Origin of the sequence: Rhodococcus sp. Q1 (assembly GCF_004153645.1) — a bacterium.
GTDB lineage: Bacteria > Actinomycetota > Actinomycetes > Mycobacteriales > Mycobacteriaceae > Rhodococcus > Rhodococcus gordoniae.
The window spans coordinates 124498-147833 of the sequence record NZ_SDMJ01000004.1 but is presented as its reverse complement, the minus strand read 5'-3'; the positions used below and the strand labels follow the sequence as shown (position 1 = coordinate 147833).

At 68.8% G+C, this 23336-nt stretch carries 23 protein-coding genes; 13 read left to right on the top strand and 10 right to left on the bottom strand.

Annotated elements, in window-relative coordinates; all coding sequences use genetic code 11:
* Positions 1 to 6: 6 nt before the first annotated feature.
* From EQ874_RS12915 to metG, 4 genes are all read right to left on the bottom strand, one after another.
* Positions 7 to 888 carry an RNA polymerase sigma-70 factor gene (locus EQ874_RS12915; RefSeq protein ID WP_129977013.1) on the bottom strand — a complete coding sequence of 294 codons (882 nt, stop codon included), beginning with the start codon at positions 886 to 888 and terminating at the stop codon, positions 7 to 9.
* Positions 885 to 2036, bottom strand: a complete 1152-nt coding sequence (locus EQ874_RS12910; protein ID WP_129977012.1) for an FAD-dependent oxidoreductase — start codon at positions 2034 to 2036, stop codon at positions 885 to 887. Before EQ874_RS12910 ends, EQ874_RS12915 begins: the two co-directional genes overlap by 4 nt.
* Before the next feature lie 132 nt (positions 2037 to 2168).
* Positions 2169 to 3308, bottom strand: a complete 1140-nt coding sequence (locus EQ874_RS12905; RefSeq protein WP_129977011.1) for a DUF2786 domain-containing protein — start codon at positions 3306 to 3308, stop codon at positions 2169 to 2171.
* 99 nt (positions 3309 to 3407) lie between these two features.
* Complete coding sequence (gene metG, locus EQ874_RS12900) at positions 3408 to 4988, bottom strand: methionine--tRNA ligase (protein WP_129977010.1); 1581 nt, start codon at positions 4986 to 4988, stop codon at positions 3408 to 3410.
* Between the two features lie 22 nt (positions 4989 to 5010).
* Between metG and EQ874_RS12895 the strand changes: the two genes are divergently transcribed.
* The 6 genes from EQ874_RS12895 to EQ874_RS12870 all read left to right on the top strand — a co-directional run bounded on the left by EQ874_RS12895 (position 5011) and on the right by EQ874_RS12870 (position 10428).
* Complete coding sequence (locus EQ874_RS12895) at positions 5011 to 5841, top strand: TatD family hydrolase (RefSeq protein WP_129977009.1); 831 nt, start codon at positions 5011 to 5013, stop codon at positions 5839 to 5841.
* 40 nt (positions 5842 to 5881) lie between these two features.
* A complete protein-coding gene (locus tag EQ874_RS12890) occupies positions 5882 to 6955 on the top strand; it encodes a maleylacetate reductase (protein ID WP_064064669.1) in 1074 nt (357 codons plus the stop codon).
* 83 nt (positions 6956 to 7038) lie between these two features.
* Positions 7039 to 7467: a DoxX family protein gene (locus tag EQ874_RS12885; RefSeq protein ID WP_129977008.1), complete on the top strand. Its 429-nt coding sequence runs from the start codon at positions 7039 to 7041 to the stop codon at positions 7465 to 7467.
* Between the two features lie 390 nt (positions 7468 to 7857).
* Entirely contained in the window at positions 7858 to 8985 is a 1128-nt protein-coding gene (locus EQ874_RS12880) for a resuscitation-promoting factor (RefSeq protein WP_129977007.1), read from the top strand.
* A 53-nt stretch (positions 8986 to 9038) separates the two neighbouring features.
* On the top strand, positions 9039 to 9947 hold the full coding sequence (gene rsmA / locus EQ874_RS12875) for a 16S rRNA (adenine(1518)-N(6)/adenine(1519)-N(6))-dimethyltransferase RsmA (protein ID WP_064064666.1): 909 nt from the start codon (positions 9039 to 9041) through the stop codon (positions 9945 to 9947).
* A gap of 274 nt (positions 9948 to 10221) precedes the next feature.
* Positions 10222 to 10428 carry a cold-shock protein gene (locus tag EQ874_RS12870; RefSeq protein ID WP_006553820.1) on the top strand — a complete coding sequence of 69 codons (207 nt, stop codon included), beginning with the start codon at positions 10222 to 10224 and terminating at the stop codon, positions 10426 to 10428.
* A 65-nt stretch (positions 10429 to 10493) separates the two neighbouring features.
* Here the strand turns inward: EQ874_RS12870 and EQ874_RS12865 are convergent, their stop codons facing one another.
* On the bottom strand, positions 10494 to 10760 hold the full coding sequence (locus EQ874_RS12865) for a hypothetical protein (RefSeq protein ID WP_016934061.1): 267 nt from the start codon (positions 10758 to 10760) through the stop codon (positions 10494 to 10496).
* 90 nt (positions 10761 to 10850) lie between these two features.
* Here EQ874_RS12865 and EQ874_RS12860 point away from each other — a divergent pair, with 90 nt between their 5' ends.
* Together EQ874_RS12860 and EQ874_RS12855 are read left to right on the top strand one after the other, a co-directional pair.
* A complete protein-coding gene (locus EQ874_RS12860; protein WP_016934062.1) occupies positions 10851 to 11786 on the top strand; it encodes a 4-(cytidine 5'-diphospho)-2-C-methyl-D-erythritol kinase in 936 nt (311 codons plus the stop codon).
* A gap of 52 nt (positions 11787 to 11838) precedes the next feature.
* Positions 11839 to 13632 carry an ABC-F family ATP-binding cassette domain-containing protein gene (locus EQ874_RS12855; RefSeq protein WP_129977006.1) on the top strand — a complete coding sequence of 598 codons (1794 nt, stop codon included), beginning with the start codon at positions 11839 to 11841 and terminating at the stop codon, positions 13630 to 13632.
* 131 nt (positions 13633 to 13763) lie between these two features.
* Here EQ874_RS12855 and EQ874_RS12850 read toward each other — a convergent pair whose 3' ends face one another.
* The 3 genes from EQ874_RS12850 to EQ874_RS12840 are packed head-to-tail and all read right to left on the bottom strand — an operon-like array spanning position 13764 to position 17226.
* Entirely contained in the window at positions 13764 to 14918 is a 1155-nt protein-coding gene (locus tag EQ874_RS12850) for an acyl-CoA dehydrogenase family protein (protein WP_064064663.1), read from the bottom strand.
* A 2-nt stretch (positions 14919 to 14920) separates the two neighbouring features.
* Positions 14921 to 15715, bottom strand: coding sequence for an enoyl-CoA hydratase-related protein (locus EQ874_RS12845; RefSeq protein WP_129977005.1), 795 nt, complete (start codon positions 15713 to 15715; stop codon positions 14921 to 14923).
* Positions 15712 to 17226, bottom strand: a complete 1515-nt coding sequence (locus tag EQ874_RS12840) for a hypothetical protein (protein ID WP_064064661.1) — start codon at positions 17224 to 17226, stop codon at positions 15712 to 15714. The genes EQ874_RS12845 and EQ874_RS12840 overlap by 4 nt, the downstream gene beginning before the upstream one ends.
* A 100-nt stretch (positions 17227 to 17326) precedes the next feature.
* On the opposite strand from EQ874_RS12840, the gene EQ874_RS12835 reads away from it, so the two are divergent.
* From EQ874_RS12835 to EQ874_RS12815, 5 genes are all read left to right on the top strand, one after another.
* A complete protein-coding gene (locus EQ874_RS12835; protein WP_064064660.1) occupies positions 17327 to 17935 on the top strand; it encodes a TetR/AcrR family transcriptional regulator in 609 nt (202 codons plus the stop codon).
* Positions 17936 to 18071: 136 nt separating this feature from the next.
* Entirely contained in the window at positions 18072 to 18554 is a 483-nt protein-coding gene (locus EQ874_RS12830; protein WP_016933056.1) for a nuclear transport factor 2 family protein, read from the top strand.
* A gap of 14 nt (positions 18555 to 18568) precedes the next feature.
* Positions 18569 to 19003: a VOC family protein gene (locus EQ874_RS12825; RefSeq protein ID WP_016933057.1), complete on the top strand. Its 435-nt coding sequence runs from the start codon at positions 18569 to 18571 to the stop codon at positions 19001 to 19003.
* A gap of 33 nt (positions 19004 to 19036) precedes the next feature.
* A complete protein-coding gene (locus EQ874_RS12820) occupies positions 19037 to 19708 on the top strand; it encodes a pyridoxal 5'-phosphate synthase (RefSeq protein ID WP_129977004.1) in 672 nt (223 codons plus the stop codon).
* 17 nt (positions 19709 to 19725) lie between these two features.
* Positions 19726 to 20766 carry an enoyl-CoA hydratase/isomerase family protein gene (locus EQ874_RS12815; protein WP_129977003.1) on the top strand — a complete coding sequence of 347 codons (1041 nt, stop codon included), beginning with the start codon at positions 19726 to 19728 and terminating at the stop codon, positions 20764 to 20766.
* Positions 20767 to 20790: 24 nt separating this feature from the next.
* On the opposite strand, the gene EQ874_RS12810 is transcribed toward EQ874_RS12815, so the two are convergent.
* Positions 20791 to 21402 carry a hypothetical protein gene (locus EQ874_RS12810; protein WP_026003049.1) on the bottom strand — a complete coding sequence of 204 codons (612 nt, stop codon included), beginning with the start codon at positions 21400 to 21402 and terminating at the stop codon, positions 20791 to 20793.
* Between the two features lie 95 nt (positions 21403 to 21497).
* A complete protein-coding gene (locus EQ874_RS12805; protein WP_207213552.1) occupies positions 21498 to 23162 on the bottom strand; it encodes a peptide chain release factor 3 in 1665 nt (554 codons plus the stop codon).
* Positions 23163 to 23336: the final 174 nt, after the last annotated feature.

Sequence of the window (23336 nt, the reverse complement as noted above, 5' to 3'; positions counted from 1 at the left end):
AGCTTGTCATGGCCGGTCGGAGGCGCCGGGACGAGCCCCGAGATGTGTGAGCTTGTCGGGATTGCGCACCACGTAGACCCCGGTGACCAGGCCCTCGTCGATCTCGAAGTGCAGCACCATGTCGAGGACCCCTGCCGAACGGACGAGGACGCCCGGCATCGAGTTCAGCACGGCCGGCTCGATGGTCATGTCGGGCAGTGGGTGCCGGACCAGCCCGAGGAACAGTCGGGCGACCTTCGTGGCGCCGAGGACCGGGACCCGGGCCGCATCGACCTTGCCTCCGCCGTCGGCGAGGTACACGACGTCGGGAGCCAGCAGTGACAGCAATCCGTCGAGATCGCCGGTGGTCGCCGCGGTAAGGAAGGCGGTGACCACCCGGTCGGTCTCGGCGCCCGCCGGGGTGAAGCGCCGCTGCTTGGCGTGGACGTGCGCGCGGGCACGGTGCGCGATCTGCCGGACGGCGCTCTCCGTGCGGTCGACCGCGTCGGCGATGCGTCCGTACTCGAAACCGAACACCTCGCGCATCACGAAGACCACACGTTCGACCGGCGTCAACGTCTCCAGTACCAGCAGCATGGCGGTGGACACCGCCTCGGCGAGTTCGACCTCGTGGGCCGCGTCGGGAGCGGTGAGGATCGGTTCGGGCAGCCACGGCCCGACGTAGTCCTCCCGGCGGCGCTGCGCCGACCGCAGCGAGTTCAGCGCCTGCCGCGTGACGATCTGCGCCGCGTAGGCCCGCGGGTTGTCGACGGCATCGGTGTCGGCGCGGGCCCAGCGGAGGTAGCTCTCCTGCAGGACGTCCTCGCTGTCGGCGACGCTGCCGGTGATCTCGTAGGCGATCGAGAACAGCAGTCCCCGATGTTCGGTGAAGACGTCGTCGCCGGTCATACGTGCGCATTCTCCCGTGCGGCCGTGTCCGGTCCGCGCCGGGTCGGCAGGGCCCGCCCGCGCGCCTGGAGTTGCATGGTGCGGATGGTCCCACGAACGACGGCTTCCTTCACCGGTGCTGCGAGCCGTCCCCGCACCGCCCACCTCGAGGGGGTGTCGTCGCGGGCGGACAACTGCACCACGCCGCGATCGCGGCCCAGCGAGACGCAGGTCGAGACGAACCCGAGCGAGAGCGGTGCCGGTTCGCGTCCCTGCAGCAGTTGCCACACCGTGTCGGCGCCGTGGCTGCCCAGCGGCATCGCTGCCTGGCAGCTCATCCGCAGGTGGTCGTTGCCCTCCACCACCACCGCGTCGCCCACTCCGACGATCGGTGTGCCGTCGACCGCCTGAAGGGTGTCGCGGACCCGGAGGCGGCCGGCGTCGTCGACCGGCAGTCCGCTGCGACGGGCGAGGTCGGGGACGGAGAAGCCTGCCGTCCGGACCACAAGGGTCGCGGGAATCGCGGTGCCGTCGTCGAGTTCGACGGACTCCTCGTCGATGCGGGTGACCCGTGCTCCCGAGCGCAGCCGGACGCCCAGCTCCTCCAGCCGGCGACGGATGTAACGCCGTGTGTCCTCGGGTAGGCCGGTGCCCGGATCGCCGACGAGGGCGAGTGAGTGTCGCGGATGTGCCTGTGCGAGTTCGGTGACGGTCTCGACGCCGGTGAGGCCACCGCCGATCACGACGACGGACGCGTGATCGTCCACGGCCACGAGTGCGTCGTGGAGAGCTGTGGCCGAGTCGAGGTCGGCGACGGAGAACACTTTCTGTGCCTCGGGAATCGCGCCGGGAACCGATGTGCTGCCCACGGCGTGGACCACCGCGTCGCACCGCAGGACCGTCCCGTCGGCGAGGGCCACCGCGTGCGGTTCGATCCGTTCGGCCGAACCGACATGCAGCGTCGCCCGCGGATGCAGGAGATCGGCCAGGTCGTGCGTGGCGGTGCCGGATCCGGCCGCCACCTGGTGGAGCCGGACCCGTTCGACGAAGACGGCGCGCGGGTTCACCACCGTGACCGCGACTTCGGGATGTTCGGCCAGGAGTCGGTTCGCGGCCATCACCCCGGCGTACCCCGCGCCTACGACCACCACGTGGAATTGCGTTGTCATCGCTCTCGTCCCTTCGCTGTCGGAAGTGGTGCTACCGACGTGACACCGCTCGCGGCGCGGATGTGACACGACGTGGGCACAGCATGCTGTGATGTCCGTCACCCGGGTGATCGACCGCCTGGATGATCGGCCTCAGCGATCGACGGGCTGGGGCCCGGGGGTGAGCGAGGCGGCGTCGGCCGCATCGCGACCGGCGTGGAAGCCGTCGGCGTCGACACCGCGGCTACGCGAGTCGCGGGTGACGGGAAACAGTCGCCGGAACTCGGTGTCGACGGCATCGGACCGACGGGCGAGGATCGGCGCGAGGGTCGTGATGGGTACCCGCGCCTCGGCTGCGGCGTCGGCGGTGGCCCGGACGTCGGCCTCGCGGAGACGTTCGCCGATCCGATGCGCGTAGCCGGTGAGGAAGGCACGGCGGAAGGAGGTCGCGGACGATCCTCGCCGGCCCGCCGTGCCGGTCGCCCGCACGGCCCGCCCGGCCTGCACGAGCAGCGAGGTGAACAGCATCTCGGCCTGCTGCAGGTCGGTCGCGGTGCCGACGATCGTCGCGATCTGTACGCGGGTGAACCACACCGTGCGCACCCGGTTCGCATCGCCGATCGCGGTGAGAAGCAGGACCTTCTCCCGGATGTACGGATTGTGGAGGTGGATACGCCGGCCCACGACGGGGTCGGTGCGGGAACCGGGTCCGGCGAGCAGTGCGGCACCCACTGCATGGCGGGAGACGAGTTCCTGCGCTTTCGCGGTGAGCGCTTCCGCCTCGTCGGGGAAGTCGGTGGATTCGGCCTTCGACAACAGTGCGCGGATGCGTTCGAGAATCCGGATGTCGGGCGGCGAGGAGACAGCGGTGCCGGCGGAGCGGACGGACGGCCACCGTGAGGGCGGCGGCATGAGGATCGCGAAGGACGGCAGGTACTTCCAGGTGAAGGCGAGGCCCTCGATCTCGAAGCGGGTGACGTCGGAGGCGGCCCGGCGCAGACCGTCGGCCAGTACCGGGGCTTGCGTGGCGTGGACGAGATACGGGTGTCGTCGGGAGATCTCGTCGATCTGCCGTACCCACTCGACGGGGGCGCGTTCGGCCGCACGCCGGATCTGCGCATCGAACAGCATCGTGGCCGCGGTGAGCGCGACGTCGGACGTGCCGCCCGAACGGGCCGTCACGTGCAGGATGTCGGCGGGCTGCCACCCCCGCTCGTAGGCACCGCCCAACTCGGAGAGGAGAGCGTGCTCGTTCAGGCCACCGTTTCGAACGTGTGTTCTATCGCTGCGCATGCGCCGCAGTGTGGCGCACGGCACCGACAGGTTCCGGTGGCGCCGCAGAACGCGCTGGCCGGTGTTCTCCGTCGCCGGACGGAACCGTGTGGTGAGACCTCAGTCCTCGTCGATGTATCGCGGGAACACCGGCGCGGGCGCGGGCAGTGCCGTGCCGGGAGCCAGACGGGTGGCGACGGCGTCGAACTCCCGCGCCTCCGGTGCCTGACCGAGCAGGTCGAGGATCTTCGCACCGGAATCCGGCATCACCGGCTGGACGAGCAGACCGACGATCCGCACGACCTCGAGCGTGACGTAGAGGACCGTCGCCATCCGCTCGGGATCGGTCTTGCGCAGCACCCACGGCTGCTGCGCGGAGAAGTAACGGTTGGTTTCGCCGAGCACGTGCCAGATCGCTTCGAGACCCAGATGCAGGGCCTGGACGTCGAACTCGGCGCGCACCTTCCCCAGCAGTGCGTCGGCCTGGGCGAGCATGGCCTCGTCGTCGGCGGTGAACTCGCCCGGCGTGGGCACCGTACCCTCGAGGTTCTTCGCGACCATCGTCAGGGACCGCTGTGCGAGGTTGCCGAGGTCGTTGGCCAGATCGGCATTGATGCGGGTGACGATGGCCTCGTGGCTGTAACTGCCGTCCTGGCCGTAGGAGATCTCGCGGAGCAGGAAGAAGCGCAGCTGATCGAGGCCGTACTGCTTCACCATCTCGAGGGGATCGACGACATTGCCGACCGACTTCGACATCTTCTCGCCCTTGTTGAACAGGAAGCCGTGGACGAAGACCCGCTCGGGCAGTTCGAGGCCCGCGGACATGAGGAAGGCCGGCCAGTACACGGTGTGGAACCGCGTGATGTCCTTGCCGATGATGTGCAGATCGGCCGGCCAGTACCGGCGGTACGACTCCGCCTCGGTGTCGGGGAAACCGGCCCCGGTGAGGTAGTTGGTCAGTGCGTCGACCCACACGTACATGACGTGATCGGGATGGTGGGGAACCGGAACGCCCCAGTCGAAGGTCGTGCGGGAGATCGACAGGTCCTTCAGGCCACCGGAGACGAAGCTGACGATCTCGTTGCGGCGGGTCGCCGGTGCGATGAAGTCGGGCTGGTCTTCGTAGAGCTTCAGCAGCTTGTCCTGGTAGGCGGACAGGCGGAAGAAGTAGGTGGATTCCTCCGTCCACTCCACCGGGGTGCCGGTGTCGGTGGAGATCCGCGAACCGTCCTCGAGCAGCGTGGTCTCACCGTCGGTGTAGAACGCCTCGTCGCGGACCGAGTACCACCCCGCGTAGGTGTCGAGGTAGATGTCGCCTGCGTCGACCATGCGCTGCCAGATCGCCTTGCTCGCCTCGAGGTGATCGGCGTCCGTGGTGCGGATGAACCGGTCGTACGAGATGTTCAGGGCCTTGTCCATGGCCTCGAAGACGTCCGAGTTCCGGGACGCGAGTTCGGTGACCGGGATGCCTTCCTTCGCGGCGGTCTGCTGCATCTTCAGACCGTGCTCGTCGGTGCCGGTCAGGAAGCGCACATCGAAGCCGTCGAGACGCTTGAACCGCGCGATCGCGTCGGTCGAGATGTACTCGTAGGCGTGCCCGATGTGCGGGGCGCCGTTCGGGTACGCGATCGCGGTCGTGACGTAGAACGGCGGGCGGGTGGGATCGCCGGCAGCCGGGCGGGAGGAATCAGGCGCAGTCATGGTGGCCAGTAGTTTATAGGTCGTGAGCGCAGCCCGTCCCGCCCCCGAAGCCCCACAGCCGTTGAGTCCGCTCGTCGACGCCCACACGCACCTCGACGCGTGCGGTGCCGAGGACGCCGCGACGACCTCCGCGATCGTCGACCGTGCCGCCGCGGTGGGTGTCGGACGCATCGTCACCGTCGCCGACGATCTCGAGGCGGCGCGGTTCGCGGTGCGGGCCGCGCACTGGGACGATCGGGTCTACGCGGCCGTCGCCATCCATCCGACCCGCGCGAACAGCCTCGACGACGCCACCCGCGCCGAGATCGCGACACTCGCCGCCGACCCCCGGTGCGTCGCCGTGGGGGAGACCGGCCTCGATCTCTACTGGCCCGGCAAGCTCGACGGATGCGCGGAACCCTCCGAACAGGAGGAGGGCTTCCGCTGGCACATCGACCTCGCGAAGCGTCTCCGCAAGACCCTGATGATCCACAACCGTGAGGCCGACGCCGAACTGTTGCGCATCCTGCACGACGAGGGTGCACCCGAGACGGTGATCTTCCACTGCTTCTCGTCGGATGCAGACATGGCCCGCCGGTGCGTCGACGCCGGATACCTGTTGAGCTTCTCGGGCACCGTGAGCTTCAAGAACGCGAAGGCCCTGCGCGAGGCGGCGCCGCTCGTGCCCCGCGAGCTGGTGCTGGTGGAGACCGATGCGCCGTTCCTGACGCCGCATCCCTTCCGGGGCGCGCCGAACGAGTCGTACTGCCTGCCGTACACGGTGCGCGCGCTCGCCGAGGTGCGCGGCGAGGACGCCGACGAACTGGCCGCGGCCACCACCGCGAACGCCGAGCGGGTGTACGGACTTTCGTAAAGGGCACGCGTGCTCTCACGGGCGTCGTGAGAATACGGGCATGCGTTCCTTCGTCTACAACTCTCATCCGGTACGTGTGATCTTCGGCCCCGGTACCGCTTCGCGGGTCGCGGACGAAGTGCGTCGACTCGATCGTTCGAGGGTCCTGCTGCTCGCCGGCGAGCACGTGCGACCGCAGGCCGAGCTGGTCGAGACGGCACTCGGCGATCTGCAGGTCGCGCGGTTCGACGGTGCGGTGATGCACACGCCGGTCGAGGTGACCGAGCGGGTCCTCGGTCGGGTCACGGAGAACGATGTCGACGCGGTGGTCGCGGTCGGGGGCGGCTCCACCACCGGGCTGGCCAAGGCGTTGGCGGGCCGCACCGGGATCGACCAGGTGATCCTGCCGACGACCTATGCCGGGTCGGAGGTGACGCCCGTTCTCGGCGAGACCGCGGGCGGTGTGAAGACCACGCGTTCGTCGCCCGACCTTCTGCCCGAGACCGTGATCTACGACGTCGACTTCACCATGTCCATGCCCATTCCTCTGGCATTGACCAGCGCGATCAACGCGATGGCCCACGCGATCGAAGCCTTGTACTCCGAACAGGCGAACCCGATCGTCGACGCCCTCGCGCTCGAAGCGGTGGCCGCGATCGCGCGGGGTATCCCTGCCCTCGGTGCGGATTCGGCGGATCCCGAGGGACGTTCGGATCTGCTGCTCGCGGCGTGGCTCGCCGGTACCTGTCTGGCTTCGGCGGGTATGGGCCTGCACCACAAGCTCTGTCACGCCCTGGGCGGTTCGTTCGACCTGCCGCATGCCGCCACACACACCGTCGTGCTGCCCCACGCGCTCGCCTACAACGAACCGTCGGTGCCGCACGTCATGGCCCGCGTCGCGCAGGCCCTCGGCACGGAATCGGCGCCCGCGGGGGTCTACGACCTCGTGGCGGCGGCCGGTGGACCGACGAGTCTCGAGGAGCTGGGGATGCGGGAGGCGGATCTGGACGAGGCGGCGCGGTTGGCGACCGCGAAGCCGTATCCGAATCCGCGAGAGGTGACGGAGGTGGGGGTGCGGCGGTTGCTGGGGGAGGCGTTCGCGGGCACCCGTCCCGAACCGGCACGAACAGTGTAGTTGAAGCTACAACTATCGGTTGCTATTTTAGTTGTCGCTTCAACCGAACGGGGCTCTCCGGCCTCCGAATCGAAAGGCTCGACATGAAGACCCCTCTCGTCCGCGACATCGGCATCCTGATCGCCCGGCTCGTGATCGGCGTCATCTTCCTCGTCCACGGCTTGCAGAAGTTCGACACGTGGGGATACGAAGGCACCAAGGCCGGCTTCGAAGGAATGGGTGCTCCCGCCCCGGCGATCTCGGCCTTCGTCGCCACCTGGACCGAAATCCTCGGTGGGCTCGCGCTCATCCTCGGCGTCCTCGTCCCCCTCTTCGGGGTCCTGCTGTTCCTGCTCATGCTCGGCGCGTTCTTCATCGTGCACATCGAGAACGGGATCTATGCGAGCGACGGTGGTTTCGAACTCGTCGCCGCACTCGGCGCGGGGGCTCTCCTCCTCGCCGCCGTCGGCTCGGGAGCCTTCGGTGTCGATCGTGTCCTCGCGCGGAAGGTTCCGCTGCTGCGCGCGGCCTGACCTGCGATTTCGAGGTGCTGCGGACGATTGCTCCCGATCGTCCGCAGCACCTTTCGTGTGGAAGCGCGCGCTTTCGCATGTGCCGTGTCGTTCTCCCGCGCGACCTCCCGGGATGGAGCACGTCACATATTGTGCAGCGCCGTCGGTCACGTCACGGGGTGCAGGTGCTCCGGCGCCCGATTCGAGAGGAATTCCACCTTCCGAATATCGCCAGAAAGAGGCAATTTCGGACATCCGAAATGATCAAGGTAATACCGGTTCGATATTTGTGATCTGCGTCGTGATCTGACAGAGATCATTATCTGCGCTGTTAGACGGCATGAAGTTGCAATAACAATGCCGTCTCGTTACCGTGCTGTGATCACAATCGTCGTCCGTCTGGAAATAATCGTGTCACCTTTCACCAAGATCAATCGCGTCAAGTCGCCGGTGTTCTACTCGGTGGTCGCCGCTGTCTTCGTCACCCTCGGTGCCGGTGGTGCCACTGCTGTGGTCCAGCACAAGGACGTCGTCCTCGACGTCGACGGTGAGCAGCGTGCCTTCGGCACCATGAACTCCAGCGTCGGCGACATCCTGGCCGCCGCCGGCTACACCGTCGACGAGAACGACGTCGTGGCCCCGGCCGTCGACTCGTCCGTCTCCGACGGCGACACCATCGTCCTGCGTCAGGCCCGCGAGGTCCGTCTCACCGTCGACGGGGAGGAGCGCTCGGTGTGGACCACCGCGCTGACCGTCGACGAGGCACTCGACCAGTTCCGCCTCTCCGACGACGCGTACGTCTCCGCGTCCCGTTCGCACCGACTCCCGCTCGACGGCGCGGATCTCGAGGTCGTCAACCCCAGGACCGTGCGCTTCGCCGACAACGGTGCGCCCGCCGCCGAGGTGCGCGTCGCCGCGCCGACGGTTGCGGAGTTCCTGAAGATCCAGGGAACGAAGCTCGAGCAGGCCGACAGCGTCACTCCCGCCCTCGACGCTCCGCTCGAGGACGGCATGGAGGTCGTGGTCACCCGCGACCGGACCGAGTCGCGGACCGAGAACCTGCCGATCGCCCCGCCGGAGAACCGTGTGGACGATCCGAACATGATCGAGGGGGAGACCGCGCTGAACGACCCGGGTGCTCCGGGCGAGCGGTCGGTGACCTTCGACGTCCACACCGTCAACGGTGTCGAGGTCGGACGCACCGAGACGGCGTCGACGGTCCTCGCCGAGCCGCGGCCCGTGGTGGTCCGCGTCGGCACCAAGCCGAAGCCTGCCGTGCCGGCCTCGGGGCGCGCGTCCACCTGGGATTCCATCGCCCAGTGCGAAGCGACCGGCAACTGGGCCATCAACACCGGCAACGGCTTCTACGGCGGCCTGCAGTTCACGCAGCAGACGTGGGCCGGTTTCGGCGGTACCCAGTACGCACCGCGCGCCGATCTCGCGACCCGCGAGCAGCAGATCGCCGTCGCGGAGAAGGTCCAGGCCGCCCAGGGCTGGGGCGCGTGGCCGGCCTGCACCAGCAAGCTCGGTCTGCGCTGACCGGCGCGGGTGTGCGCGGTGTGACCTGCTCCCGAGTGCGCTAGGTTCACCACGTGTCAGCAGACGATCCCGAAACCACTCCGAGGGCCACCCCGGCTTCTCCGCGCGGACTCGCCGCGCTGCTCGGACCCGCAGAGGTCCGCGCACTCGCGGAGGAGTTCGGGGTACGCCCGACGAAACAGCTCGGCCAGAACTTCGTGCACGACGCGAACACGGTGCGCCGCATCGTCAACGTCGCAGGGGTCGGTGCCGACGACGTCGTGCTCGAAGTCGGGCCGGGCTTGGGTTCGCTCACCCTCGCGCTGCTCGACGTCGTCGACCGCGTGATCGCCGTCGAGCTCGATCCTGTTCTCGCGCAGCGCATTCCCGTCACGGTGCAGGAGCGGGCCCCGCAGCTGGCCGACCGGTTCGACGTCGTGCACATGGACGCGATGAAGGTGTTGCCGAAGGATCTTCCCGTCACGCCCACCGCGCTCGTCGCGAACCTGCCCTACAACGTGGCGGTACCGGTTCTGCTGCATCTGTTCTCCGAATTCCCCTCTCTCCGAACAGCTCTGGTGATGGTGCAGGCCGAGGTCGCCGACCGGCTCGCGGCCGAACCGGGCGGCAAGATCTACGGCGTGCCCAGCGTGAAGGCCCGGTTCTTCGGCGACGTCCGCAGGGCGGGTGCCGTCGGACGTGCTGTCTTCTGGCCCGTTCCCCAGGTGGAATCAGGTCTCGTGCGCGTCGACCGCTATGCCGAGCCCCCGTGGCCGACCGACGCGCAGACGCGCGCCCGCGTGTTCGCCGTCGTCGACGCGGCCTTCGCTCAACGCCGAAAGACGTTGCGCGCCGCGCTGAGCGGCTGGGCCGGTTCGCCCGGGGAAGCCGAGAGGCGCCTGCTGGCTGCCGGTATCGAACCGTCGACGCGCGGGGAGAAGCTCGACGCCGCAGCCTTCGTGCGACTCGCAGGCGTGGAGTGATCGGCGGCTCGCCGTTGTCGTGATGGGCAGCTCGCCGCCGTCGAGTGATCCCGATCACCCTTCCTGGCGGGCGCACTCGATCTGTGGTTAAGTTGTCCTCGGTCGTTAGGTAGTGTGTTCGTGGTTTACCCCTCGCACATTTCTGGTTGCGAGCGGATGCGATAGCCACGATGGAATCGTCTCAGCCGTGTAGTGACAGACCCGGGAGCCGAAACCGACTCCCGACGAGACAGAACGTCTATATCCGTTCTGCCTGCAAGTGAAGGACAGCAACATGGCTGAAGGTACTGTGAAGTGGTTCAACGGCGAAAAGGGCTTCGGCTTCATCGCTCCCTCGGACGGCTCCGCTGACGTCTTCGTGCACTTCTCCGAGATCCAGGGCCGCGGCTTCCGCACCCTCGAGGAGAACCAGCGCGTGAGCTTCGAGATCGGCCAGGGCCAGAAGGGCCCGCAGGCCACCGGCGTGAACGTCATCGGCTGATACCGATAACTCTCCGAATCCGGGCCGGCACCTCGAAGGTGCCGGCCCGGATTCGTTGTGTCCGGTCAGCCGATCATCGCCCCGTAACCGGTGATACCCAGGCCGGACGAGCCGGTCGACGATCCTGTGGAGTCGGCCGAACCGGTCGCCACTCCGGCGGAGCCGGTGGGCGGGTTGACGCAGTCCACGAGATTCAGCGAGCGCAGGACCAGGTCGCCGAGCGAGCAGACGCGCGGCGGAGCCGGTTCGGCCGAGGCGACGCCGGCGGTTCCCAGCGAAGCTGCCGCGGCGATGACGCAGACGGCGACCGCATTGCGTACAGATCGAGTCATATTTCCTCCACAGTGTTCACGAGTCGCCCGATCGTAGAGCGTGGCCGCGGCGGTCGGGAAGCTTCCGTATCCCGAGTAAGCTCTGTACTCGTGCTTTCCGTCGTGCCGACCCCCGTGACAGTGCGGGTCCCGTCCAAGGTCAACCTGCATCTCGCGGTGGGCGACCTCCGTCCCGACGGCTACCACGACCTGCACACCGTCTTCCAGGCCCTGTCCCTGTACGACGAGGTGTCGGTGGTCCCCGCCGACACCCTGAGCGTGACGGTGCGCGGAGCGAACGCCGATGCGGTACCCACCGACTCGACGAATCTGGCCTGGCGCGCCGCCGAGATGATGGCGGAGCGGGCCGCACGCACCCCCGACGTGGCGATCACGATCGACAAGGGCATCCCCGTCGCAGGCGGGATGGCCGGGGGCAGTGCAGACGCGGCCGCGACGCTCGTCGCGCTCGACGCGCTGTGGGGGATCGGGGCGTCGCGGGAGGATCTCGCGGATCTCGCCGCCCGGCTCGGGAGCGACGTGCCGTTCTGCCTGCACGGTGGAACGGCGATCGGAACGGGGCGGGGCGAGCGACTCGTCCCCGTTCTCACCCGCGGCACCTTCCACTGGGTGCTCGCCCTCGCGAAGGGCGGCCTGTCCACTCCCGTCGTCTTCCACGAGCTCGACCGTCTGCGCGCGGAGGGCGAACCCCACCGGCTCGGCAGCGCCGACGCGGTGCTCTCCGCGCTCGGCTCCGGCGACGCCCGCGAACTCGCGCCGCTGCTCGGCAACGATCTGCAGGCCGCGGCCCTGTCGCTCGACCCCCTGTTGCGGCGCACGCTCCGGGCGGGTGTCGAGGCCGGCGCTCTGGCAGGCATCGTCTCCGGGTCCGGCCCGACCTGCGCGTTCCTCGTCGAGGACCAGCACGCCGCCGTCACCGTGAGCGCCGAACTCGCCGGTGCGGGTGTGTGCCGCACGGTGCGGGTCGCGTCCGGCCCGGTGCCCGGCGCCCGCGTCGTCGACGCCGCCGATCCCGCCCACCCCTGATCCCGCTGCTCCCGCAGTACATCCCCGCAATTCTCGGAAGGCGTTGCTCCACGTGGCGAATCTGATCAACCTCGAACAGGTTTCGAAGTCCTTCGGCATCAAGCCGCTGCTCGACTCTGTGTCCCTCGGCGTGAACGAGGGGGAGCGGATCGGGGTGGTCGGCCTCAACGGTGGCGGCAAGACGACGATGCTCGAGGTGCTCGCCGGTATCGAGGAACCCGACTCGGGCCGCGTGAGCCGCGTAGGCGGTCTCCGCATGGCCGTCGTGACCCAGCGCGGCGGGTTGCCGGAAGGATCGACCGTCGGTGAGGTCGTCCTCGGCCCGCTCGGCGTGGCCGAGCACGAGTGGGCGGGCGATGCACGCATCCGCTCGGTGCTCACCGGTATCGGCATCGACAATCTCGGTCTCGACGCGGTCGTCGACGGCCTGTCCGGTGGTGAGCGTCGCCGGGTGGCCCTGGCGGCCGCTCTCGTCCGCGATCTAGACCTGCTGGTCCTCGACGAGCCCACCAACCATCTCGACGTCGAAGGTGTGCAGTGGCTGGCCGAGCATCTGCTGTCGCGGCGCAGCGCCCTCGTCGTCGTCACCCACGACCGCTGGTTCCTCGACACCGTCGCGACCCGCACCTGGGAAGTGGTGAACGGCCGGGTCGAGAGTTACGAGGGTGGTTACAACGACTGGATCTTCGCGCGTGCCGAGCGCTCTCGTCAGGCCGACGCGATGGAGGAGCGCCGCCGCAACCTCGCCCGCAAAGAGCTCGCGTGGCTGCGTCGCGGTGCCCCCGCCCGCACGTCCAAGCCGAAGTACCGGATCGAGGCCGCCGAGGCGCTGATCGCGAACGTGCCGCCGCCGCGTGACACGGTTGCGCTGGCGTCGTTCGCGAAGCGCCGCCTCGGCCGCATCGTCATCGAACTCGAGGACGCCACCCTCACCACCCCGGACGGACGCGAACTGGTCCGCGACCTCACCTGGCGTCTCGGTCCGGGCGAGCGGATCGGTCTCGTCGGCGTCAACGGCTCGGGCAAGACGACCCTGCTGCGCACGCTCGCGGGCGAACTGGAGCCGGCCCGGGGACGTCGCGTCCAGGGGCAGACCGTCGAGATCGGCTGGTTGCGGCAGGAGCTCGACGACCTGCCCACCGACATGCGGGTGCTCGAGGCCGTCCAGGAGGTCGCGGAGCGGATCACGCTGGGCGACAAGGAGATCTCCGCCGGCCAGCTCGCCGAACGGCTCGGTTTCACGCCGGCCCGTCAGCGGACCCCGGTCGGCGACCTGTCCGGTGGTGAGCGTCGCCGCCTGCAACTGACACGTGTGCTCATGGCCGAGCCGAACGTGCTGCTCCTCGACGAGCCCACCAACGACCTCGACATCGACACCCTCCAGCAGCTCGAGGACCTGCTCGACGGCTGGGCGGGAACCCTCGTGGTCATCAGTCACGACCGGTACCTCGTCGAACGCATCTGTGATTCGACGTGGGCACTGTTCGGCGACGGCCGGCTCACCAATCTTCCCGGTGGCATCGAGGAGTACTTGCGCCGGCGCGCAGCCATGGGCGACGGGGACGTGCCGTCGGTGGCGTCGACCGTCGCGAAATCCGCTGACGCCGAAGAACAGCCGAAGAAGCGTGACGGTGCCGCGGAACGTGCCGCACGCAAGGAACTGTCCCGGCTCGAGCGTCTCGTCGCGAAGCTGACCGAGAAGGAGGAGAAGCTGCACCACGACCTCGCGGAGGCGGCGACCGATCCCGACCGTCTCCAGAAGCTCGATGCGCAGTTGCGTGAGGTGGTCGCGGAGAAGGAAACGGCCGAGGAGCAGTGGATGGAGCTCGTCGAAGACCTCGACTGAATTCCCTTGGCCTCGGGTCGGCTCGAGGCCACAGGATGGGCGTCGTCGGAAGGAACGCTCATCAGGAGGATTCATGTCCGTCACCGGAACATCCGGTAGGTCGAGGCTCCTCCCCGAGTTCGGGCGGAGACCTACAGGCCGAGCAGCTTGCCGATGATCTCGTTCATGATCTCGTTGGTGCCGCCGCCGATGCCGAGAACGCGAGCGTCGCGGAAGTGCCGCTCGACCTCGCTCTCACGCATCAGGCCGATACCGCCCGCGAGCTGCACCGCCTCCATGACGGCGTGGTCGCACACCTTGACGGCGTTGTTCTTCGCCATCGAGGTTTCGAGCAGCATGCCCTCGCCGTTGACCCACCGTTCGGCGACGGACCGGCAGAACGTCTGTGCCGCAGTGATCTCGGTGGCGAGCTCGGCGAGACGGTGACGCACGACCTGGCGCTTCGACAGCGGACGGCCCATGGTCTCGCGGGACTTGACCCACTCGACGGTCAGATCGAAGGACCGCTGAGCGGTGGCGACGGCCTGGAACGCCAGCGACAGGCGCTCACCCTGGAACTGCTGCGCGATCTGGCCGAAGGCCGAGTTCTCGGCGCCGATCAGGTTGCTCACGGGCACACGCACGTCGTCGTAGAACAGCTCGGCGGTGTCGGAGCACAGCCAGCCCATCTTGTCGAGCTTGCGGGAAACCGTGAAACCCGGTGTGTCCGCCGGGACGACGACGAGCGAGATGCCGCCGGCACCGGCGTCGCCCGTGCGCACCGCGGTGGTGACGAAGTCGGCGCGCGTGCCCGAGGTGATGTAGAGCTTCGCGCCGTTGATGACGTATTCGTCGCCCTCGCGGCGCGCGGTGGTCCGGATGTTCGCGACGTCGGACCCGCCGCTCGGTTCGGAGATCGCGAGCGAGCCGATCATCCGGCCCTCGAGTGCCGGTCGCGCGAAACGCTCGATGAGATCGGCGTTGCCCGACGCGACGATGTGCGGGGTCGCGATGCCGTGGCTGAACAGCGCCGAGATCAGCCCCGAGGAACCGCCGGCGAGGATGATCTCCTCGAGGATCGCGAGCATGTCGAGCGCGGTGCCGCCCGAGCCGCCGTGTTCCTCGGCGACCGAGGCGCCGAGCAGACCTGCATCGGCGGCCTTGCGGTGGAGTTCGCGGGGGATCTCACCGGCGCGTTCCCACTCGTCGAGATGGGGGACGATCTCCTTACGGGTGAAATCGGCCGCGAGCCGACGCAGTGCCTTCTGCTCGTCTGTGTCCCAGCGGATCACTCCGGTGGTGGTCATCGCTATTCGCCCTTCCAGACGGGTGCGCGCTTCTGCATGAAGGCCATGACACCTTCGAGGGTGTCGGCGCTGGTGGTCAGGCGCGCGAGCGCCTTGCCGGTCAGTTCCCATGCCTGGTCCTCGGCGGGAACGTTGCCGTCGATGATGCCGCGGGCGACGGTCTTGCTCGCCTGCACGGCGAGCGGGGCGCCGGCAGCGATGTCGGCGGCGAGGGCCAGCGCGGTGTCGAGGACCTCGGGCTGCGGGACGACCCGGTTGACCAGTCCCCAGCGCAGGGCGTCGGCGGAGGACATCGGCTTGCCGGTCAGGACCAGTTCCATCGCGACGGCGCGCGGGATCGCCTGGCCGATACGGAACACCCCGCCGGCTCCGGCGATCAGGCCGCGGTGCACCTCGGGCAGCCCGAATTCCGCAGTGTCGGAGGCGACGACGAGATCGCTCGCGAGGGCGAGTTCGGTGCCGCCGCCGAGCGCGGTGCCGTTGACCGCCGCGATGACGGGTTTGGAGATGTGGTGCTTGACGACACCCGCGAAACCCCAGTGGGCGGTCTCGGGTGGAGTGACCCCGTCCGGTCCCTCGGTGCCGAGTGCCTTGAGATCCGCACCGCCACAGAAGACGGCGTCGCCGGCGCCGGTGAGTACCACGACGCGCACGCCGCGTTCGGAGTCGGCGCGTTCCCAGGCCTCACCGAGCGCCCGGTGCACCTCGGCATTGATGCTGTTGGCCGCCTCGGGACGGTTGATGGTGACGAGCAGGACGTGCTCGCGCTTCTCGACGAGAACGACGGGTTCGCTCACGACCGGGGCTCCTCGGGGGACAGGTGCTCGATGCGGGTGACGGTCAGGTGACCGCCGTTGTCGGTGACGTGCACGGTCTCGCCGACGATGTCGGCGCCGGCGGCGAGAACCGCGGCGCCGGTGGCGTCGGTCCGGCCGGAGATGCGCCGGCCGTCGGGGGTGAGGCCGACGAGGAAACCGACCGACGGGTTGCCGTCGCGACCGAATTCTGCGGTGGCCGTGACGATCTGGACTTCCCCGCTGTAGTCGGTCGCTGCCTCGGGTGCGGACGGTTCGAGCAACACGTGCTCCGGGTCGCCGACGTAGCCGTCGGTGTGGGGGGCGCAACCGAGGACCACGACGTGCTGGTAGGTCAGGTAGCCACCGTTGCCGTGCACGAGGGCGAGCTCGCCGTCCCGGCGCAGGCGCCCGGCCACCGACACCACAGAGTGCAGCGTGTAGCTGTTGAGCGGTCCGCCGAAGAAGGAGTGGCCGCCGGTCACCGACGGGACGGTGTCGCGGGGGAGGCCGAGCTGCTCGACGAGCAGTTTCGGCACCACGGGGAAGCAGCTGTAGGCGTCGATGATGTCGAAGTCGCCGGGGCGCAGGTCGGTCGCCGTCAGGGTGCGGCGCAACGCGTCGTCGAGTGCGGCGGAGCGTCCGAAGTCGCCGCGCGCCAGCACGTCCGACGGTTCGGTCGCGCCGGCTCCGCCCCACACGTAGAGCAGGTGGTCGTCGGGGACGCCGAGTTCGCGGGCCACGGCGAGCGAGGTGACGACCACGGCCGCGGCCTGGTCGACGAACGGCATGGCGTTGACCATCAGCGGGTACGGGTCGGTGACGAGACGGTTCTTGCCGGCGATGGTGCGGATGTCGTCCGCGGTGCGGCGCTCCGGGCTCCAGGACGCCGGGTTCTCGGCGGCGAACTCCGAGAAGGCGGCGTACAGGGTGGCCGACCAGTCGAGCGATTTCTCGCGGGAGTGCCCGAGATCGTGGCTGAGCCGGTTCTCGAACAGCGGGTAGACCCGCGTGGGGACGATCATGCCGGCGCGCTGCATCGCGGGGCTGCCGAGGTCCTCGCTGCCGATCGGTGTGGGGCCGCCCGGAGCGGTGGTCCATCCGAGCGTGGCCGGATCCGTTCCGGCCTTGTACGAGTTGGTCACCGAGGCCTGCGCCTCGCCGCCGACGAGCAGCGCGACGGTGCTGGTGCCCGCGGCGATGTCGTGGCCGATGCGGTCGAGCAGGGCCGCCGGCCAGTGGCCGCCGATCGGGCTCGTCGAGGTGCGCCGGGGTGCGGCGCCGAGGCGTTCGGCGAGCAGACCCGGCAGGTCGTCGTAGTCCCAGCTCGCGGTCTTGATCGCGTGGATGGTGTCGATCCGCGTCGCGAGATCGGCACCGGTGTCGGCGATAGCGGCGAGGGTGGCCTCGTGGATGAGGTCGAGCGGTTCACGCGGGTCGGCGGGCGCACCGGCACGGCCGGAGCGCAGGTCGCCGACGCCGATCACGACGGGAACCCGGGTGGGGTCGGTCATGGTGTTCCTTCGGTCTGCTCTGGGGGAGGAGGGCGCCGCCAGCTTAATACGGACTTTTTCAGTCTGTAAATCGAGGGGTGGTCTGGCACACTTACCCGACGTGACCGAAGTACCCGCCCCGCGGCGCCGCGGCCGTCCTCGCGACGCCGATCTCGAGGACCGCGTGTTCGACGCCGTGCTCGAGGTGTATTCCGAAACGAGCTGGCGTGGTTTCACGCTCGACGCCGTCGGGCGGCGTGCGCGGGTGGGTCGCGCCGCCCTCTACCGCCGGTGGTCGAGCAAGGACGACCTTCTGGTCCAGGCGCTGGAGGCGCGTAGCCCGCTGCCCGTCCCGATCGACACCGGCGCGCTCCGATCGGATCTCGTAGAACTCGCCCGGCAGCTGTTGCGCGGCTACCGGACCACCTCCGGTCTGGTGAGCCTGCGCGTGGCACTCGACGCCCGCGCCCATCCCGAACTGCTCGCCCGGCTGACCCTCACACTCAACCGCAGCCGCGTACTCGCGGCCCGCACGATCGTGCACCGGGCCGTCGAGCGCGGCGAGCTCCCCGCCGACACCTCGGCGACACTACTGCTCGAGATGGTCACCGGCACCGTGCTCAGCCACGCCCTGTTCGCGTTGACGACGCCGGACCAGGGCATCGATGTCGAGTACGCCGAACTCGTCGTCGACGCGACCATCCGCGCGCTGCGCCGTCCGGAGCAGTGACCGAGGAGTGCTCCCGTGACCGAATCGCGACCGAGTGAGACCTGGTAACAGTGTGATTCCTGCCGTCTGCACAGGTCTTCCGGGCTAGCCTGGAATTCGAATACTCGCAGAGGGGGGTCCCAATGGGAGGCCGACGATGGATGTGCAGGCGGTAGCGGAGATCACGCGGCTCAAATACCGTTATGCGCGAGCGCTCGACACGAAGGACTGGGACGAACTGGCGAACACTCTGACCCCCGACGCGCACGCCGTCTACGGAGAGCATCTCGTTTTCGACTCGCGCGACGCCTTCATCGGTTTCCTCGAGAACACGCTGGGCACACGTCTGATCACGGAGCACACATGCTCCCATCCCGAGATCGACATCGCCGACGACGGCCGCAGCGCCACCGGGGTGTGGTTGTTGTCCGACACCGTGATCATCCCCGAGGACGGGATGCTGTTGCGCGGCTCGGCCTACTACCACGATCGCTACAGCCTGGACGACGACGGATGCTGGCGGATCAGCCGCACCGGATATCAGCGGAACTGGGAGACGGTCACATGCATGGGCGACTCCACGTCGGTCCGGTTGACCACCAACCGGTGGGCGATGCTGCAGCAGCCGAAAGCGTCCTGAGAAGGCGCGGCGAGATGTTCTCCGAAGCCTCCGGTGGTTTCCCGCGCCCGGGTGCGTTGCCCTACCTGACGGTGCCGCGGGCGCACGACGCGATCGAGTGGTACACCCGGGTCTTCGAGGCCTCACTGACCGCCGAGCCGGTCGTCATGGACGACGGTCGTGTGGGCCACGCCGAGCTCCGATTTCCCAGCGGAATGATCTATCTGGCAGACGAATTCGCGGAACTCGGACTCACCGCGCCGCAGGAGGGAGCGGTCTCGGTGAGTCTGATGCTCGAGGTGGCCGACACCGATGCCGTGCTCACCCGCGCCCGGCTGGCCGGTGGTTCGGTCGAGAGGTGGATCAACGAGGCCCACGGCCATCGCAACGCCACCCTGCTCGACCCCTTCGGGCATCGCTGGATGCTCGTCGGTCCGTTGACCGGCAAGCTCCCGCCCCCTCGGGAGTGAACCGCCCCCGTCCCGCGCCGGTACCATGCGGCGATGAGCGAGATCGCGCGTCGCAGTGAGTTTCCCGACACCCGCGGCTGGATCCGGGCGTTGCCCGCCCGTGCGGCGTCCGCGCCGGCGTTCGATCCGGCGCCGACGCCGCAGGAGACCTTCCTTCGATGGCTCACCGACGCCGTCGAGGCCGGTATCGCCGAGCCGCACGCCGCGACCCTGTCGACCGTCGACCCGTCCGGGATGCCCGACGCACGCACACTGCTGATCAAGGACGTCACCGACGACGGCTGGTGGTTCTCCGGCGACGACCGCTCGCCGAAGGGGCGCCAGCTCGATACGGCGCCGGCCGCCGCGCTCACCGTGTACTGGCGTGAACTCGGCCGGCAGGTCCGCGTGCGTGGGCCCGTCCTGGTCGGCCCACCCGAGATGTGTGCCCGCGACTTCCGGGAACGGTCGGTCTTCGCCCGCGCCGTGGCGTCCACGGGCCGTCAGAGCGAGGTCCTTGCCGATCCCGCCGAGTACGACCGTCTCGTGCAGGAACGTCTGACCGCGCTCGAACACGATCCCGAGTTCGTCTCACCGCACTGGACCGCGTGGTGCGTCGCCGCCGGGACCGTGGAGTTCTGGCAGGCGGATCCCGGCCGGCGGCACCTGCGTCATCGCTACCGGCGGAAGGGGGATCGATGGGCCGCCGAAGAACTTCATCCGTGACCGGTAGGCTCCCGCCCGTGAACGAGTCCTTCATCCGCACACACGTCGCCAACGGAGTCGGCGAAGTGCAACTCGACCGTCCCGGTGCGCTCAACGCGCTCGACCGGTCGATGATCCGCGACGTCCGTTCGTCGCTTCTCGCCTGGCGCGACGACCCGGCCGTCACGGCAGTGCTGGTCACCAGCACGTCCGACCGTGCGTTCTGTGCCGGTGGCGACGTCAAACCGGTGCGCGAGGTGGCCCTGGAAGGACGCTTCGACACCGTCCGGGAGTACTTCGCCGACGAGTACCGTCTCGACGAACTCGTCGCCACCTACCCCAAGCCTTATCTCGCGGTCCTCGACGGCGTCACGATGGGCGGCGGGCTCGGCATCTCGGTGCACGGCGCGGTGCGTGTCACCACCGAGAAGACCACCATGGCCATGCCCGAAACGGCGATCGGGTTCGTCCCCGACATCGGGTCCAGCCATTTCCTCCCGCGACTGCGCGGCACCACGGCGCGCTGCGACGCGGTGGGGATGTATCTCGGGCTCACCGGTGCCCGCATCGATGCCGGCGACGCGCTGGCCGTCGGCCTGGCCACGCACTACGTGCCCAGCGCACGCATCGACGATTTCACCGACCGCATCCGCGCGGGCCGGTGGCGCGACGCCCTCGACGAATTCGTCGAACCGGCACCCGAATCCTCACTGGCGCAACGCTTCCCCGACATCGAGATGGTATTCGGCGACGGGACGGTGCTCGATATGGTGAGCCGCCTCGACGTTCTCACCGACATCGACGCGACGTGGGCCGAGCAGACCCGCACGGCGCTGCGGTCGTTGTCGCCGACGAGCGTGTGGGCCACGGCCGAACTGATGCGCCGCGGTGCGGAGAGCACCCTCGAGGAGTGTTTCGCCCGCGAACTCGACGTGGCCGTGCGGGTCGCCGCGACCCCGGACTTCGCCGAAGGCGTGCGCGCCGTCCTCGTCGACAAGACCCGCGATCCGCGCTGGTCGCCTGCGGCTCTCGAGGATGTGGACCCGGTGGCGATCGCCGCTCTGTTCGGCGACCGATAAGCCCGCCCGGCTGCTCTGTTCGCTCTAGCGGGCGCGGCGCTGCGGTACCTGCAGGTCGACGACGATGGGCTGCCCACCGAGGGTCGCGTGGATCTCCGGCTTCTCGAGACCGCCGGCCAGCAGGTACTCGCCGAGCAGCGTGAGCAGTTCGTCGTCGTCCGCTATCGGGTCGCCGTGCGAGCCGGTGTTGCGCGAGTCGCGCGAGGTCAGTTCGTTCTGTGCGAGTCGCGCGGCGATGCGCACCGACGCAACGCCCATCGAATTGCGCCGCGACAGGACCGGGCTCGGCGCGGTGACGGTGCCGAGGCTCTCGGTGGCCGTCGTCGTGGTAGTGGCGGGCCCGCTCGCGGAGCCGTTCGTGCCGGTGCTGCTCACCAGGGTCGTTCCTTCCTCGGAATTGCCGGCGCCCACCCCGCCGGCCGGGTCACCTTCGAGCGACGATGCGTCCCTCGTGCGGTGTGTTCCGGTATCCGGCGTACTCGTCAGTGGGGTACTGCTCGGGAGGGGAGTGCTCGGCAGCGGGTAGACGAAGGTCCCCGAGCGCTTCGCGCGTCCGGATCGTCTGCTCGCATCCGCCGTCCTACCGGACGGCCGGTCCTCGCCGGCTGCGGCCGGTACGTCGTCGTTCATCGACACAACTCCTGATTCCACCCGAATACGTCGGATCGACGGAAGGGAAAGTATCAGTAAAATCCGCTGGACGCACTACCCGCCCGGCATCGCCGGGATGCTCAGTCGGTCGCGGCGACGAGCGGTTCGAGGGTCAGTTCCGGCATCTCCTTGAGGATGTACTGCAGCCGCCACTTGTCGCTGACGAGCGCGAGGAGTACACCGTCCGACCGGGTGAACACCTCGATGCCGCGCTGGCGGTTCAGTTCGTCGGCCGAGGCCGCGTCGGTGCGACGCGCGAGCGTGTATCCGAGGTTCTCGATCCTCGGATCGACGTTGTATTCGGCCTTCATCCGCGCGGCGACCACCTCGAACTGCATCGGGCCCACGGCCGCCATCACCGGCGAGGCGTCGCCGCGGATGTCGTTGCGGAGGATCTGCACGACACCCTCGGAGTCGAGCTGGTCGACGGCCTTGCGGAACTGCTTGTACTTCGAGGCGCTCTCGGCCCGCAGGATCGCGAAGTGCTCGGGGGCGAACGACGGGATCGGCGGGAACTCCACCTTCTTCTCGACGTAGAGGGTGTGGCCCGGCGCCAGCGCGGTGGCGTTGACCAGACCGACGACGTCGCCGGGATAGGCGTTCTCCACCGTGGAGCGTTCGCGGCCGAAGACGGTCAGCGCGTACTTGGTGGCGAAGGGCTTTCCGGTCTGCGCGTGCGTGACCACCATGCCGCGCTCGAAGACGCCCGACACGACACGCATGAACGCGAGCCGGTCGCGGTGGGCGGTGTCCATCCCTGCCTGCACCTTGAACACCACGGCGCTGAACGGGTCGTCGACCTCGCGGGGCGTCTCGTCGACGGCGACGCGGGCCCGCGGCGGCGGTGCGAGCGTGACGAGGGTGTCGAGGATCTGCCGCACGCCGAAGTTGAGCATCGCCGACGCGAAGATCACCGGCGAGGTCTGTCCCGCGAGGAACATCTCCTGATCGTGGTCCTGACCGTTGATCGAGAGCAGTTCGGACTCCTCGGCGGCCTCGACCCAGGTCTCGCCCTCGAGAGCGAGCGCCTCGTCGGCGGACAGATGCTCCTCGGGTGCGATCTTGGCGCCACCGGCGGTGCGGGTGAACTTGATGTACTCGGCCGGGGCGCCGTCCTCGCCGCGACGCAGCAGGCCGCGGAAGTCACCGGCGATGCCCACGGGCCAGAACAGGGGGGTCGGCGTCAGGCCGATGCGCTCGTCGATCTCGTCGAGCAACTCCAGCGGCGTCCGGCCGGGGCGGTCCCACTTGTTGATGACGGTGACCACGGGGATGCCCCGGTGGCGACACACTTGGAACAGCTTCAGGGTCTGCGGCTCGAGACCCTTCGCCGCGTCGATGAGCATGACGGCGGCGTCGACGGCGGTGAGGACCCGATAGGTGTCCTCCGAGAAGTCGGAGTGGCCGGGGGTGTCGACGAGATTGACGACGTTGACGATCTCGTCGTCGGTGCCCGCGACATCCGAGCGCGTGTAGTTGAACTGCAGGGCGGTGGAACTGACGGAGATGCCGCGGGCCTTCTCCATCTCCATCCAATCGGAGACCGTCGACTTGCGGCCGGCCTTGCCGTGGACCGCACCGGCCTCGGAGATGACCTTCGCGTGCAGGGCGAGCGCCTCGGTGAGCGTCGACTTACCGGCATCGGGGTGCGAGATGACGGCGAAGGTGCGTCTGCGCTCGGCTTCGGCACGGACCTCCTTCGCGGATGCGGGCTTCGGGGCGCCGGAAGACTGCGCAGGCTCCATCGTGCCGGTGGATTGACTGTCGGCCGAAGCGTGCGGGGTGCTCAACGGGAAAAACCTCTCGAAGGGGGCAGGGAGTAGGGGCGCTATCGCCGCCGACTCGTTCATGTTACTCGGCGATTCGGTGTCGATTTCCGCCAGATTCGATCACGTTTCCCGAAGGTGGCCCCACGCCCA

What these genes read in the sequence shown, in the direction of transcription:
- EQ874_RS12915 (WP_129977013.1), bottom strand. Translation starts at nt 888, where the DNA reads ATGACCGGCGACGACGTCTTCACCGAACATCGGGGACTGCTGTTCTCG.
- EQ874_RS12910 (WP_129977012.1), bottom strand. Translation starts at nt 2,036, where the DNA reads ATGACAACGCAATTCCACGTGGTGGTCGTAGGCGCGGGGTACGCCGGG.
- EQ874_RS12905 (WP_129977011.1), bottom strand. Translation starts at nt 3,308, where the DNA reads ATGCGCAGCGATAGAACACACGTTCGAAACGGTGGCCTGAACGAGCAC.
- metG (WP_129977010.1), bottom strand. Translation starts at nt 4,988, where the DNA reads ATGACTGCGCCTGATTCCTCCCGCCCGGCTGCCGGCGATCCCACCCGC.
- EQ874_RS12890 (WP_064064669.1), top strand. Translation starts at nt 5,882, where the DNA reads ATGCGTTCCTTCGTCTACAACTCTCATCCGGTACGTGTGATCTTCGGC.
- EQ874_RS12885 (WP_129977008.1), top strand. Translation starts at nt 7,039, where the DNA reads ATGAAGACCCCTCTCGTCCGCGACATCGGCATCCTGATCGCCCGGCTC.
- EQ874_RS12870 (WP_006553820.1), top strand. Translation starts at nt 10,222, where the DNA reads ATGGCTGAAGGTACTGTGAAGTGGTTCAACGGCGAAAAGGGCTTCGGC.
- EQ874_RS12865 (WP_016934061.1), bottom strand. Translation starts at nt 10,760, where the DNA reads ATGACTCGATCTGTACGCAATGCGGTCGCCGTCTGCGTCATCGCCGCG.
- EQ874_RS12850 (WP_064064663.1), bottom strand. Translation starts at nt 14,918, where the DNA reads ATGACCACCACCGGAGTGATCCGCTGGGACACAGACGAGCAGAAGGCA.
- EQ874_RS12840 (WP_064064661.1), bottom strand. Translation starts at nt 17,226, where the DNA reads ATGACCGACCCCACCCGGGTTCCCGTCGTGATCGGCGTCGGCGACCTG.
- EQ874_RS12830 (WP_016933056.1), top strand. Translation starts at nt 18,072, where the DNA reads ATGGATGTGCAGGCGGTAGCGGAGATCACGCGGCTCAAATACCGTTAT.
- EQ874_RS12825 (WP_016933057.1), top strand. Translation starts at nt 18,569, where the DNA reads ATGTTCTCCGAAGCCTCCGGTGGTTTCCCGCGCCCGGGTGCGTTGCCC.
- EQ874_RS12820 (WP_129977004.1), top strand. Translation starts at nt 19,037, where the DNA reads ATGAGCGAGATCGCGCGTCGCAGTGAGTTTCCCGACACCCGCGGCTGG.
- EQ874_RS12805 (WP_207213552.1), bottom strand. Translation starts at nt 23,162, where the DNA reads ATGGAGCCTGCGCAGTCTTCCGGCGCCCCGAAGCCCGCATCCGCGAAG.